At 71.7% G+C, this 12,484-nt stretch carries 13 protein-coding genes; 6 read left to right on the plus strand and 7 right to left on the minus strand.

The features are described 5' to 3' along the window. Nucleotides 1–220 precede the first annotated feature (220 nt). Complete coding sequence (locus AB0H64_RS21110; RefSeq protein WP_357626842.1) at nt 221–1,225, plus strand: cellulase family glycosylhydrolase; 1,005 nt, start codon at nt 221–223, stop codon at nt 1,223–1,225. Here AB0H64_RS21110 and AB0H64_RS21115 read toward each other — a convergent pair. The 4 genes from AB0H64_RS21115 to AB0H64_RS21130 form a co-directional block, all read right to left on the minus strand. Then, nucleotides 1,215–2,168, minus strand: coding sequence for a carbohydrate ABC transporter permease (locus AB0H64_RS21115; protein ID WP_357626845.1), 954 nt, complete (start codon nt 2,166–2,168; stop codon nt 1,215–1,217). The two genes, AB0H64_RS21110 and AB0H64_RS21115, sit on opposite strands and share 11 nt — an antisense overlap. Beyond that, nucleotides 2,168–3,094 carry a sugar ABC transporter permease gene (locus AB0H64_RS21120; RefSeq protein WP_357626848.1) on the minus strand — a complete coding sequence of 309 codons (927 nt, stop codon included), beginning with the start codon at nt 3,092–3,094 and terminating at the stop codon, nt 2,168–2,170. Before AB0H64_RS21120 ends, AB0H64_RS21115 begins: the two co-directional genes overlap by 1 nt. Before the next feature lie 54 nt (nt 3,095–3,148). Beyond that, nucleotides 3,149–4,372 carry an extracellular solute-binding protein gene (locus tag AB0H64_RS21125; protein WP_357626851.1) on the minus strand — a complete coding sequence of 408 codons (1,224 nt, stop codon included), beginning with the start codon at nt 4,370–4,372 and terminating at the stop codon, nt 3,149–3,151. Between the two features lie 258 nt (nt 4,373–4,630). Further along, nucleotides 4,631–5,656, minus strand: coding sequence for a LacI family DNA-binding transcriptional regulator (locus tag AB0H64_RS21130; RefSeq protein WP_357627088.1), 1,026 nt, complete (start codon nt 5,654–5,656; stop codon nt 4,631–4,633). Between the two features lie 101 nt (nt 5,657–5,757). Between AB0H64_RS21130 and AB0H64_RS21135 the strand changes: the two genes are divergently transcribed. Beyond that, nucleotides 5,758–5,961: a hypothetical protein gene (locus AB0H64_RS21135; protein WP_357626853.1), complete on the plus strand. Its 204-nt coding sequence runs from the start codon at nt 5,758–5,760 to the stop codon at nt 5,959–5,961. Between the two features lie 74 nt (nt 5,962–6,035). Here the strand turns inward: AB0H64_RS21135 and AB0H64_RS21140 are convergent, their stop codons facing one another. The 3 genes from AB0H64_RS21140 to AB0H64_RS21150 form a co-directional block, all read right to left on the minus strand. Then, nucleotides 6,036–6,491 (minus strand): hypothetical protein, encoded by a 456-nt coding sequence (locus tag AB0H64_RS21140; RefSeq protein ID WP_357626856.1) that lies wholly within the window; start codon nt 6,489–6,491, stop codon nt 6,036–6,038. After that, the gene (locus AB0H64_RS21145; RefSeq protein ID WP_357626858.1) at nt 6,457–7,443 is read right to left on the minus strand and encodes an MFS transporter; all 987 of its coding nucleotides are present in this window, start codon (nt 7,441–7,443) and stop codon (nt 6,457–6,459) included. The genes AB0H64_RS21140 and AB0H64_RS21145 overlap by 35 nt, the downstream gene beginning before the upstream one ends. Before the next feature lie 68 nt (nt 7,444–7,511). Next, nucleotides 7,512–8,636 carry a cytochrome P450 gene (locus AB0H64_RS21150; protein WP_357626861.1) on the minus strand — a complete coding sequence of 375 codons (1,125 nt, stop codon included), beginning with the start codon at nt 8,634–8,636 and terminating at the stop codon, nt 7,512–7,514. Between the two features lie 258 nt (nt 8,637–8,894). Here AB0H64_RS21150 and AB0H64_RS21155 point away from each other — a divergent pair, with 258 nt between their 5' ends. The 4 genes from AB0H64_RS21155 (at nt 8,895) to AB0H64_RS21170 (ending at nt 12,480) form a co-directional block, all read left to right on the plus strand. Then, nucleotides 8,895–9,158 carry a phosphoribosyl-ATP diphosphatase gene (locus AB0H64_RS21155; RefSeq protein WP_214636287.1) on the plus strand — a complete coding sequence of 88 codons (264 nt, stop codon included), beginning with the start codon at nt 8,895–8,897 and terminating at the stop codon, nt 9,156–9,158. A gap of 66 nt (nt 9,159–9,224) precedes the next feature. Further along, on the plus strand, nt 9,225–10,070 hold the full coding sequence (hisG, locus tag AB0H64_RS21160; RefSeq protein ID WP_357626864.1) for an ATP phosphoribosyltransferase: 846 nt from the start codon (nt 9,225–9,227) through the stop codon (nt 10,068–10,070). 263 nt (nt 10,071–10,333) lie between these two features. Beyond that, nucleotides 10,334–11,065 (plus strand): acVLRF1 family peptidyl-tRNA hydrolase, encoded by a 732-nt coding sequence (locus tag AB0H64_RS21165; protein ID WP_357626867.1) that lies wholly within the window; start codon nt 10,334–10,336, stop codon nt 11,063–11,065. Between the two features lie 398 nt (nt 11,066–11,463). After that, a complete protein-coding gene (locus AB0H64_RS21170; protein ID WP_357626868.1) occupies nt 11,464–12,480 on the plus strand; it encodes a LacI family DNA-binding transcriptional regulator in 1,017 nt (338 codons plus the stop codon). The last annotated feature ends 4 nt before the right edge of the window (nt 12,481–12,484 follow it).

The following is a 12,484-nucleotide window of genomic DNA, read 5'->3' on the forward strand; positions in this document are numbered from 1 at the left end:
ACCACTCGAAGAGAGCGGTACGGCGGGCCTCGCCGTTTCCGGCGGCAGGTCACGCCGGGACCGTCGCCTTGTCGTCGTCCGATCCTGGCGCGCGTGCGCGGCGCATGACCGCCAGGGCCCCCGTGCCTGGATGAAGCGGTTCAGCACACCTGTTGCCTACCGGGACATGTCGTGCTGGGATTGTGGACAGAACCGGTTAAGCGAACGGGGTGGTGGCGGGATGAGGCGGTACGGGTTCAACCTGCAGTGGATGTTCTGGAAGGAGCCCGGTGCCGAGCCGGCCCCGGTGGACGAGCGGGTGCTCGACGCCATCGCCTCCTGGGGCTTCGACTTCGTGCGGATGCCGTGCGACTACCGGTTCTGGACCCGCGGCCTCGACTACACCCACCCCGACGAGCGGGTGCTCCAGGTGCTGGACGGTTACCTGGCGGCCTGCCGCGAGCGCGGCCTGCACCTGTCGCTCAACCTGCACCGCGCTCCCGGTTACGTCATCACCGGCTGGGAGAGCGAGCACCACAACCTCTGGGCCGACCAGGAGGCGCAGGACGGGTTCGCTGGCATCTGGACCGGCTTCGCCCAGCGCCACCTCGGGGTGCCGGCCGAAGCGCTCTCCTTCGACCTGGTCAACGAGCCGCCCTCGGTGGGGGAGCGGGGCTTCACCCGAGACGCCCACGAGGCGGTCATCCGGCGCGTCGTGGCGGAGATCCGGAAGATCGACCCGGAGCGCCCTCTCGTGATCGACGGTCTCGGCGGCGGCCACCTCGCCATGCCGGAGCTGGCCGATCTGGGCGTGATCCACAGCACCCGCGGGTACCAGCCCATGAGCGTCAGCCACTACCGGGCCGAGTGGTGGCCCGGCTCGCCCGACCTTCCCGAGCCGGCCTACCCGGGCGACTACGACGGCCGGCACTGGGACCGGGCTGCCCTGCGCGACTTCTACGCCCCCTGGCTGGCGGTCGCCGCCCGGGGCGTGCCCGTCCACGTGGGCGAGTTCGGCTGCTACGAGTACTCGCCGAACGACGTCGCGCTGCGCTGGCTGGCCGACGTGCTCGGCGTGTTCGCGTCCTTCGGGTGGGGGTACGCGCTCTGGCAGTTCGAGGGGCCGTTCGGAGTGGTGGGGCACCGCCGGCCGGGCGCCAGGTTCGAGCGGCTGGACGGGTTCGAGGTGGACCGGGACCTCCTGGAGCTGCTCCAGGCGCACAGGGCGGGCGCGGTCAGCCCTTGAGGCCGCTGAGCGCGATGCCCCGGGTGAAGTACTTCTGGAAGACGAGGAAGAACACGATCGTCGGCACCGACGCCAGCAGCCCGCCCGCCATGATGGCGCCCTGGTGGTCGGGCCCGGCGAAGTAGGAGTTGAGCCTGGCCAGCGCCACGGGCAGGTTGGCCATCTCGTCGCTCTGCACGATGATCAGCGGCCAGAGGAAGTTGTTCCACTCCGCCAGCACGATGAAGATCGACATGGCCGCCAGGGCCGGCCGCAGCAGCGGCAGCACGATCGTCCACCAGATCCGCCACTCCCCGGCGCCGTCCACCCGGGCCGCCTGGATCAGCTCGTTCGGCAGCGACTGGAGGAACTGCACGAGGAAGAACAGCACGAACGCCTTGGCCAGCGCCGGCACGATGTAGGCGGCGTAGCTGTCCAGCCAGCCCAGGTTCCGCATGATCACGTAGTTGGGGATGAGCGTGGTCTGCCACGGCACCATCATCGACGCGATGATCATCAAGAAGATCACCCGCCGGCCCTTGATGTCGTGCTTGGCGATCACGTACGCCGCCAGCGAGCAGACCAGCAGCGACCCCACCGTGATGGCGCTGGTGATGAACAGGCTGTTGAACAGGAACCGCCAGAACCCGAAGTCCACCTGGAACCGCTGGAAGATGCCCTGCAGGTGCCCCGGGTTGATCTGCTGGGCCGACCACCCCGGGTCGTAGAAGTTGTGGAACGTGGGCGACTCGGGCACGAACGACGGCGGTGTCCTGGCCAGCTCCGCCGGAGGCTTGAAGACGGTGATGACCAGCCAGTAGAACGGCGCGATCATCGTCAGCGACAGCAGGTAGAACGGCAGGCGCAGCAGGTGCCTGTTGACGCGGGTGCGCCGGTCGCCGGTCCGCTCCGGCTGCCGGGTGTGACGGGCGGGGGCGATGGTGTCCAGCGGGGCGACGGCCATCACAGCTCCTTCATCGCGCGGCCCAGGCGCAGGTTGACGAGGCTCAGCACGAAGATGATCAGGAACAGCACCCAGGCGATCGCCGAGGCGTAGCCGAGCTTGAAGTGGGTGAAGCCCTGGTCGTACAGGTAGGGGACGATCATCAGGCCGGAGTCGAGCACGCCGCCGACGTTGTTGGTGCCGCGAAAGACGATGTACACGGCCTCGAACACCTGGAACGCCCCGATCAGCCCCGTGACCACCACGTACGTGGTGACCGGGCGCAGCAGCGGCAGCGTGATGCGGCGGAACTGCTGCCAGGCCGAGGCGCCGTCGATCCGGGCCGCCTCGTAGTACTCCTCCGGGATCGAGCCGAGCCCCGCCACGTACAGCACCATGCCGTACCCCATGCCGCCCCACACCGACATCAGCACGAGGACCGGGATGGTCAGCCCCGGCGTGGCCAGCCAGGCGACGGCCTTGCCGCCGAACCAGCCCACGATCGTGTTGGCCAGGCCCACGTCGCTGGGGAACAGCACCCACTTCCACAGGAGCATGAGCGCGATGGAGGAGGTGACCGAGGGCAGGAAGAACAGGGTGCGCATGATCCGGTGCGGCCAGCTCGTGCCGTTGAAGGCCAGCGCCAGGCCCAGTGACAGCAGCGTGCCCAAGCCGACCGACGCCACCACGTACAGGGCCGTGTTGCCGAGCGCGTGGCCGAACCTGGCGTCCTCCGCGAGCTGGCGGAAGTTGTCCAGGCCGGTGAACACGGCCGGGTTGATGCCGTCGAACCGGGTGAAGCTCAGGAACAGCGAGTTGGCCAGCGGCCAGATGAGGAAGCCCGCGAACAGCGCGAGGAACGGCAGCAGCATCAGGTACGAGGTGCCGTAGCGGCGCAGCGCGCTGCGCAGGGGGGTGGTCACGGCGGAGGTCGCCATGTCGGCCATGTCAGGCTCCTGGATCGGTGGCCGGGACCGGCGCCCACCGGTCCCGGCGGGCGGCTATCCGGCGTTGCGTTCCATGATCTTCGCGGCCTCGGCCAGCGCGGTCTTGACGTCCGCCTTGCCGAGGATGGCCGACTGGAGCTGCTTGGACACGTCCCCGGCGCTCTCGTCCCAGCCGGGGCAGCCCGGCGCGGCCTTGCCGGTCTTGATCGAGGCGTCGAACACCTGGGCCTGCTCAGGGGTGAACGTCGAGGCGGACACCACCTTGTCCGCGCGCGGCGGGATGAAGGGCAGGTTGCGCTTCTTGGCCTCGTCCACGATCGCGGTGATCGCCGGGTCGGAGTAGAGGAACTTCACGAAGTCCGCGCCGATCTGGGCGTACTTGCTGAACGACGTGACGCCGATCGCGCGCCCGCCGATGAACGTGGTGGGCCCGGCCGGGCCCGCGGGCAGCGTGGTCATCGCCCACTTGCCCTTCAGCTTCGGCTTGTTGATGTCGATGCCCTTGGCGATCCAGTTGCCGGCGACCACCAGCGCGGTGCCGGTGTCGAGCGCGTCGGAGCCCTCCACCTGGGCCGTCGGCGCGCCGTGCTTGCGGTAGAGGTCCACCCAGTACGTCAGCGCCTGCTCGGCCTGCGGGGTGTTCAGCGACGGCTTGCAGTCGGGCGTGTAGAACGTGCCGCCCGCCTGGTAGAGGTAGTTGAAGTAGCCGATCCAGTCGAGGTTGCCCCAGTCCTGGCTGTACGGCTTCTTCACCCCGGCGGCCTTGAGCTTGTCGATGTCGGCGACCAGCTCCTCCCACGTCTTGGGCGGGGCGTCGATCTTGGCCTGTTCCAGCAGGTCCTTGCGGTAGAACAGGGCGAACGTCGACATGTCGAGCGGCACGCCGTACACCGAGCCGTCGGGGGAGACGGCCGACTCCCACTGGGCGGGCTGAGCCTGCGCCTTCAGCGCGTCCAGGCCGTGTTTGCGCAGGTCCACCATGGCGCCGCGGGCACCGAACTGGATGGTCCACGTCATGCCGCCGGACAGGACGTCCGGGCCGCTGCGGCTGGTGGCCGCCGCCAGCAGCTTGGCGTACGCGTCGTCCCACGACAGGGTCTGCACCTTGATCGTCACGTTGGGGTGTGACTGTTTGTACAGGTCAGCGGCCTTCTGGAAGATCGCGGTCTCGTCGTCCCCGCCGGTGGACCAGAAGGACAGGTTCGCGGGGGCGTTCTGGTCGGCCTGCTTGGTCTCCGACTGGCCGCTGGTGGCGCAGGCGGCGCTGAGGAGTGCCACCAGGACCGTGCTGCAGACTGCCGTCGTTCGTCGCATAGGGGCTGTCCGATCTGTCGGTCGGATGGGCGCCCGGTTCCCCTGGCGGAGGCATGCGGAATGTGCGGGGCATCCCGCGCCCGGCGCCCGAATTCACGGGTATGGGGATCTCACCACTTAAACGGGTAAGTTACAATAGGCGGCGATTGAGATTGCTGGAATGTTTCCCGCCCGCCGGGCGTCGCCCGTGGTCACGCCGCCGGGCGGCCGCGATGAAGCGGTTCAGGGGGCGGTGCGGGGCGGTGGGGCGGTGCTCCCGCGGGGGCGCAGGCGCGCCGCCGGGTCCTCCACGCCGGAGATCTCCTCGCCGGCCGCCATCCGCAGCACGAGCCCGGCGGCCCGCGCGCCCGAGGCCGGGATGTCCCGCGTCAGCGCCGTGAGCGGCGGCCGCACCACCTGGCACAGCGGCGAGTCGTCCCAGGCCACGATCGACAGGTCGGCCGGCACCTCCAACCGCATCTCCCGGGCCACCGACAGGCCCGCCAGCGCCGTGATGTCGTTGTCGTAGACGATCGCCGTGGGCCTGGCGCGCGAGCTGAGCAGCCGCCTGGTGGCCCGGGCGCCCGCCTCGCCGGTGTAGTCGGTGTGCGGGACGGCCGCCTCCTCCAGCCCCAGCGCCGCAAGGGACTCCGTGAACGCCGCGTCCCTGATCGCGGTGTGCGCCAGGGCGGCCGGACCGGCCACCCTGGCGACGCGGCGGTGGCCGAGCGCCGCCAGGTGCTCGATCACCTCGCGCATCGCGGCCGCCTCGTCCGACCACACCGCGGGCAGCGAGCCCGACGCGGACGGGTGGCCGATCACCACCGCCGGCATGCCCAGCCGCTCCATCACCGGCACCCGCGGGTCGTCCGCGTGCAGGTCCACGAGGATCACGCCGTCTACCCGCCCCTCGCCCCACCAGCGGCGATGCACGGCGATCTCGGCCTCGTGGCCGGCGACCACCTGGAGCATCAGCGCGCACGAGCGGGCCGCCAGCTCGTCCTCGATGCCGCTGATCAGCTCCATGAAGAACGGCTCCACGCCGAGGAAGCGCGCCGGACGGCACACGACGAGCCCGATCGCGCCCGCGCCGGCCCCGGTCAGCAGCCGCGCGGCGACGTTGGGCCGCCAGCCGATCTCCTGGGCGATCGCCTGGATGCGCGCCCTCGTCTCCTCCGACACGCCCGGCCGGCCGTTCAGGGCGTAGGACACCGCGCCCTTCGAGACACCGGCCCGCCTGGCGATGTCGGCGATCGTCGGCCTCTTCACGCGCACCTCCGGCATGAAAGTTTCACTGAACCGTATCAGCGGGATTGACAGTGATCACGCCACAGCCTACGGTCACGTGCTTACCCGGTTCATCGAACGCGATGACCGAAGCTCCCGCCCTCGCCGCCGCCGAGCCCCCGGCCGTACTGGGCGTAGATCCGCGCGCCGCCCGCGCGTACGCCGTGGGCCGGCACGCCGCGAGGATCGGGCCGGCACGGTCCGGCGGTACGGCGGGAGTCGGCAGGGTCCGGCGGTACGGCGGCCTGCGAGCCTCCGACGACCGGCTCCTGGACCTGGACGGCTGAGCCCGGAGACCACCCGCGCCCTGCCGACCTCGTGCGACATCACCCCGTTCGCTGGGGCCTGATCCAGTGGGGTGTCACCCTGATCGTTCCGGTGTGACGCCCGGCGAAGGCGCCGTCCGGGCGGGGGCCCGGGCGGGGCGCAGCAGCGTGACCAGCGCCAGCCCCAGCGCCGCACTCGCCGCCACCACGACCGGCGGCGGGACGAGCTGGGCCGCCGCGCCCGCCACGGCGAAGCCGACGCCCTGCCAGAACATCAGCCCCGACGTCTGGATGCTCAGCGCCCGCCCGAGCAACCTCTCCGGGGCCGCGTCCACCAGCAGCGCGTCCAGCCCCAGGTGGTGCGCCAGGCCCATGCCGGACAGCACGAGCAGCGCGACGGCCAGCGGCAGCCCCGGCCGCAGCCCGAAGCCGAGCTGCGGCGCGAACATCAGCAGGGCCAGCGGCACGACCAGCCGCAGCCGCCGCTCCGGCGAGGCGATCCACAGGCACAGCACCTCACCCAGCACCGTGCCCACGGGCAGCGCCGACATGAGCAGCCCCAGCCCCAGCGTGCCGAACCCCTTCAGCTCCGCGTACGGCGCCGCCAGCGCCTCCGGAGCCACCGCCAGCGCGGGCGCGGCCCAGCCGAACACCAGGACCCGGCGCAGCCGTACGACGCGGAAGACCCGCCCCAGGCCGCCCACCGAGTCGCGGACGAGCGAGGCCGTGGGCCCGGGGGGAGGCGGCCGGCCTGACCCTGACGCCCACGGCGAGCACCGCGGCCGACACGAGGAACGCGGCCGTGTCGATCAGCAGCACGGTCCGGGGCGTCACCACGACCAGCAGCAGCCCTCCGAGCGCGAAGCCGCTCACCTGCGTGGCCTGCGCCACCAGCCGGAAGAGGCTGCGACCGGCTATGTAGACGTCGGCGTCGAGCACGCGGGGCAGCACCGCGGCCCGCGCCCCCGCGAAGACCGGCGCCACCAGGCCGATCGCGAACGCGGCGAGCAGCACCGCCACGACCGGCAGTCCGGGCAGCGCCATCACGGCGGCGAGCGCGGCCGTGGCCAGGTTGCACCCCACCAGCAGCCGGCGGACCGGCACCCGGTCGACCAGCGCGGACAGCAGCACCCCACCGAACAGGTAGGGGACGAACGCCACGGTGAACACCAGGGCCGAGAGCAACGGCGACCCGGTCTGGCGGTAGACCAGCACGGTGAGCGCGAACTGGGTCATGATCGTGCCCAGCATGGCCGCCACGTGCGACAGGAACAGGGCACGGAACTCGGGGACGGCCAGGGCGTCACGGTAGCGGCCGCGCGCCGTCACGGCCGGGCCGCCGGCCGAGACGCCGGCCGGGCCACCGGCAACGTCGGCCGGACCACCGACAACGTCGGCCGGGTCGTCGAACAGGCCGTCGGGCAGGCCGTCGGGCAGGCCGTCGGGCGTGATGGAGGACGGGCCGGGGGAACGATCGGGGGGCCGGCCGGTGGGTCGGTCCATGGGACCTCCTCGGAGGGTAGGACGCCGGCGCGGCCGGCCGCGCCGGCCATCGGGCGACCGGCCACGGGCTACCGGTCAGTAGGCGTAGCGCATGCGGGATCACCTCCTCGGGAGAGCGTGACGGGCAGGGCTCGCACTCCGCGCAGGGTGCCGCTGTCCCACATGACCGGCTCGCCGTCGCGGCGTACGTCCGCGTAGCCGGCCAGCTCGGTGAACAGCACCCGGGCCTGCATCGACGCGACCCCGGCGCCCAGGCAGGAGTGCAGGCCGCGGCCGAAGCCGAGGTGCGGGTTGGGGAAGCGGCCCAGGCGCAGGAGGTCGGGCTCCCGAAAGACGGCGGGGTCGCGGTTGGCGGCGCCGATGATCAGCGTCACGCCGTCGCCGCCGCGCACCTTGTGGCCTCCCACCTCGGTGTCCGTCAGACAGCCGCGGGCGAGCACCTGCACCTGACTCGTGTAACGGACGACTTCTTCCACCGCGGATTCCGGATTTTCGGTGAATTTTGGAAGGACGCCCGGATTATCGGTGAAGGCGAGCAGCGCGAGCGACAGCAGCCGGGCGGACGATTCGAAACCGGCGTGAAATGTGGACCGCAGGGAATTCATTGCCAAACGACGATCCGCGCCGAGCCCGTCGAGTTTTTGGCTGACATTTGCGAACATGCCGCCCGGACGGTGGTCGCTCATCCAGCGCTCGACCATCTCGTCCAGCTCCGCGCGCGCCGCGAGCCCGGCGGGTATCACCTCGGGCCGCAGCCCCGCGTCCATGGTGTCGATGACGGGCGGGGACACGCGCCGCAGCAGGGCGAGGTCCGGGGGGTCCACCCCGAGCACGTCGCAGATCGTCGCGACCGTCAGCGGCAGGGCCACCTCGTCCACGAAGTCGGCCGTCCGCCCGTCCACCCCGGCCAGCAGCGCCCTGCTCCGCGCGGCCGTGCGCTCGGCCAGCGCGGCGTGGTCGCACGCCCGGTAGGCGGCCGTGAGCAGCCGCCGCACGGGAGGGTGCTCGGGCGGGTCCACCGTCTGCAGCATGACCAGCTCGCCGGGGACGCCCTCGCCGAGCCGCCGCCAGTCGGAGGTGAAGCAGTCGAGCCGCTTGAGCACCGCCGTGCAGTCCTCGTGACGCGTCAGCACCCACGTGCCGAGCTCCTCGAACCAGAAGAACGGGTCGTTCTCGCGCCACGCCGAGTACACCGGAGCGGGGTCACGCAGTATTTCGGGGCGGAGCAGTGTACGGAGTGAAAGCGGAAAGAGGCTTTCCGTCGGCACAAAAGCCTCCATCGGCTGGTCGAAAATTCCCCTGTTCATTTGCCAAATGGACCATAGATGAATGACAGAATGGGGTCAAGATCAGTTCACCGGGATCGTGTCTCGCGTTCCGGACACCGGACGTGCGACCCGCGCGGTCCGACTAGGCTGGTCGTGCACGTCAGCCGACCGACGAGAGAGACCATGAAGACCTTCGAAGAGCTGTTCGCCGAGCTGTCCGAGAAGGCGCGCACCCGGCCCGCGGGGTCGGGCACCGTGGCCGCGCTCGACGCCGGCGTCCATGCCATCGGCAAGAAGGTCGTCGAGGAGGCCGCCGAGAGCTGGATGGCCGCCGAGCACGAGTCCAGCGACCGGGCCGCCGAGGAGATCTCCCAGCTTCTCTACCACGTGCAGGTGCTCATGCTCGCGAAGGGCATCGGGCTGGACGAGGTCTACAAGCATCTCTAGGGCGCCCAGCGCCCGCCTCGCCCGCCCCACGCCCGCATCCGCGAGACACGGAGAGACGACACCGACATGATCCGACTAGCCGTACCCAACAAGGGCGCACTCAGCGAAGCCGCCCAGGCCATGCTCAAGGAGGCCGGCTACCGGCCCCGCCGGGACAGCAAGGAGCTGTTCATCCTCGACGAGGACAACGGCTGCGAGCTGTTCTTCCTGCGCCCGCGCGACATCGCCGTCTACGTCGGCGAGGGCACCCTCGACGCCGGCATCACCGGCCGCGACATGCTCGTCGACTCCGGCGCGCCGGTCGAGGAGATCATGCCGCTCGGCTTCGGCGACTCCACCTTCCGCCTGGCCGCCAGGCCCGGCACGCTCTCGTCGGTCAAGGACCTCGACGGCATGCGCGTGGCCACCTCCTACACCGGGCTGCTCGGCAAGTACCTGTCCGACGCGGGCGTCGACGCGCGCGTCATCAAGCTCGACGGCGCGGTCGAGACCGCCATCCGGCTCGGCGTGGCCGACGCGATCGCCGACGTCGTCGAGACCGGCACCACGCTGCGCAACGTCGGCCTGGAGGTGTTCGGCGAGCCGATCATGCGCTCGGAGGGCGTGCTGATCAAGCGGCAGAGCGCCCCGGAGCCGCCCGGCGTCCAGCAGCTCGTGCGCCGCTTCCAGGGCGTCGTGCACGCGCGCGACTTCGTCATGATGGACTACGACATCCGCGCCGAGCGCATCGAGGAGGCCATCGCGCTGACGCCCGGCATGGAGGGTCCGACGGTGTCGCCGCTGCACCGCGAGGGCTGGGTCGCGGTCCGTGCCATGGTCCGGCGCAAGGGCCACCAGCAGGTGATGGACCAGCTCTGGGACATCGGCGCCCGCGCGATCCTGGTCACCGACATCTACGCCTGCCGCCTCTGACCTGCCTTTCCCTGTCCCCGGCGGCCCTCGCGTCACCGCCGGGGTCTCCATCCCGTGCCGCACGCCGCCGACGCCGTCGACCGCGGGTGGCGTGGGGCTTCCGCATGTAGCCGGTCGCGGTCCGCCGCGCATGTCGTGGGGCTCGCGCACGCCGCCGGCCGCTCTCCCCGCTGCGCGTGGCGTGGGGCTTTCGCACGCTCACGTCCGGCCGGGGACCCCGCTCGGCTGACCGGTGGAGTGGGCGCGTCGGTTAGCCTTCCGGCATGAGCGCGCGACCGGCCAAGGGCGGCGGACGGTGGGTGTCCGTGCCCCCCGAGCGGGTCCACCCGTGGATCGACGGGTTCGCCGACCGGCACGGGCCGTTCGAGGCGACGGGTGACGACCGGGCGGTGCGGCTGGTGGCCGCCGACGGGGCGCTCGCCGAGCTGCACGCGCCCTTCCCGCCCATGCGCCCGGGGCCGCCGCACGTCACCCGGCTCGTCGCGCACGCCCGCGCGGAGCGGCGGATCGGTGTCGTGCTGGTACGGCTGGGCGGGTACGCGGCCGGGGTGTTCCAGGGCTCGGAGCTGGTGGCGTCCAAGGTCGGCTCCCGGCTGGTCCAGGGGCGCACGGCGGCGGGCGGCTGGTCCCAGCAGCGCTTCGCCAGACGCCGTCGCAACCAGGCGGACCAGGCGCTGGAGACGGCCGCCGACACGGCGCTGCGCGTGCTGACGCCGCACCTGCCGGAGCTGGAGGCCGTGGTGCTCGGGGGTGACCGGCGGGCCGTGGACGCCCTGCGCGCCGACCGCCGGCTCGCGCCGCTCCTGGCGCTGGAGGCGGAGCCGTTCCTGACGGTCCCGGACCCCAGGCTGGCGGTGCTGCGGGAGACGCCGGCACAGTTCCGCGCGGTCCGCATCCACGTGGTGGACCCACCACCGCCCACGGGCACGGGACCCGCAGCCGGCAACCCGGCTTCCCGGTGGGACCACATGGGACCCGCGTCCGAAGGTTCGTGAGTCCGGCCCGGTAACCCGGCTCCCGGGCTGGGCCGCCTGGGGCCTGCGTCCGGAGGTTCGTGAGTCCGGCTCCGCAACGCGGCTTCCCTGCTGGGCCGCCAGGGACCTACGTCCGAAGGTTCGTGAGTCCGGCCCCGCGACGCGGCCTCCCGGCTCGGTCGCATGGAGCCCGCGCGGCCGGCCGCGCGCTGTGGAGGCGCAGGAGCGGCTTCCACTCTCGGACGTCCGTTCGGTGGGTGCGTCGGAGGGGTGTTCGGCAGGGACGCACTGAAACGAAAAGTAGAATATTGTTCCGGTAAGCGGTTGCCAGAGAAACCGCAGGTTGAGTCGATTCAAAAGAATCTTCAAGGCCGCTATGATGAGCGACGTTCACCCCCGGCGCGGCCTCGTGAGGATCCATGGCGACAAGGAGCATCAAGGAGGTCGCGCGGCTGGCGCGCGTCTCGGTCGGCACCGTGAGCAACGTGCTCAACCGGCCGGAGATCGTCGCGCCGGCGACCCGGGCACGGGTGTTCGACGCCATCCGCGAGCTGGGCTTCGTGCGCAACGAGGTGGCCCGCCACCTGCGCGTCGGCCGCAGCCGCACGGTCGGCCTGCTCGTGCTCGACGTGGCCAACCCGTTCTTCGCCGACGTCGCGCAGGGCGCCGAGACGCTGGCCGACGAGCACGACACGATGGTCGTGCTGTGCAACAGCGGGGCCGATCCGAGCCGTGAGCGGCGCCACCTCGACCAGCTCGAACAGCAGCGCGTCATGGGCATACTGATCACCCCGGTCGACGCGCAGCAGCCCCGGCTGGCCGAGCTGGCCGCCCGGGGGACGCCCGTGGTGCTGGTCGACAGCGCCGCGACCGGCCTCCAGTGCTCGGTGGCCGTGGACGACCGGCTCGGCGGCCAGATCGCCGCCGCCCACCTCATCGAGCGGGGGCATCGCCGCATCACGTTCGTCGGCGGGCCGCCGTCGATCAAGCAGGTGGCCGACCGGCACGCGGGTGTGGCCGGGGCCGTCGCCGCGGCCGGGGGCGTGGAGCTGGTCGACTCCTCGATGCCCATGCTCAGCGCCGCGGCCGGGCGCGCCGCCGGTGAGCGCGTCGCGGCCATGCCCGAGGGTGAGCGGCCGACGGCCGCCTTCTGTGCCAACGACCTGCTGGCGCTCGGGTTCCTGCAGGCCATGGCCGCGTGCGGGCTGCGCGTGCCCGACGACATGGCGATCGTCGGCTACGACGACATCGACTTCGCCGCCGCCGCGGCGGTTCCTCTCTCGTCGGTGCGGCAGCCGCGCGAGTTGCTCGGCCGTACGGCCATCGAGCTCCTGCTGGAGGAGGTCGCCCACCCGGAGCGGCACCGGCACCGGCAGGTGATCTTCCAGCCGGACCTGGTCGTCCGGGAGTCCAGCGCACTGCGAAGGCGCAGCTAGAAGG

This window comes from Nonomuraea sp. NPDC050733, assembly GCF_040654215.1.
Lineage (GTDB): Bacteria > Actinomycetota > Actinomycetes > Streptosporangiales > Streptosporangiaceae > Nonomuraea.

Excerpts from the sequence above, each read along its gene's own strand:
- AB0H64_RS21110 (WP_357626842.1), top strand. The coding sequence starts at position 221 with ATGAGGCGGTACGGGTTCAACCTGCAGTGGATGTTCTGGAAGGAGCCC.
- AB0H64_RS21115 (WP_357626845.1), bottom strand. The coding sequence starts at position 2,168 with ATGGCCGTCGCCCCGCTGGACACCATCGCCCCCGCCCGTCACACCCGG.
- AB0H64_RS21120 (WP_357626848.1), bottom strand. The coding sequence starts at position 3,094 with ATGGCCGACATGGCGACCTCCGCCGTGACCACCCCCCTGCGCAGCGCG.
- AB0H64_RS21135 (WP_357626853.1), top strand. The coding sequence starts at position 5,758 with ATGACCGAAGCTCCCGCCCTCGCCGCCGCCGAGCCCCCGGCCGTACTG.
- AB0H64_RS21140 (WP_357626856.1), bottom strand. The coding sequence starts at position 6,491 with ATGTCGGCGCTGCCCGTGGGCACGGTGCTGGGTGAGGTGCTGTGCCTG.
- AB0H64_RS21145 (WP_357626858.1), bottom strand. The coding sequence starts at position 7,443 with ATGGACCGACCCACCGGCCGGCCCCCCGATCGTTCCCCCGGCCCGTCC.
- AB0H64_RS21155 (WP_214636287.1), top strand. The coding sequence starts at position 8,895 with ATGAAGACCTTCGAAGAGCTGTTCGCCGAGCTGTCCGAGAAGGCGCGC.
- hisG (WP_357626864.1), top strand. The coding sequence starts at position 9,225 with ATGATCCGACTAGCCGTACCCAACAAGGGCGCACTCAGCGAAGCCGCC.
- AB0H64_RS21165 (WP_357626867.1), top strand. The coding sequence starts at position 10,334 with ATGAGCGCGCGACCGGCCAAGGGCGGCGGACGGTGGGTGTCCGTGCCC.
- AB0H64_RS21170 (WP_357626868.1), top strand. The coding sequence starts at position 11,464 with ATGGCGACAAGGAGCATCAAGGAGGTCGCGCGGCTGGCGCGCGTCTCG.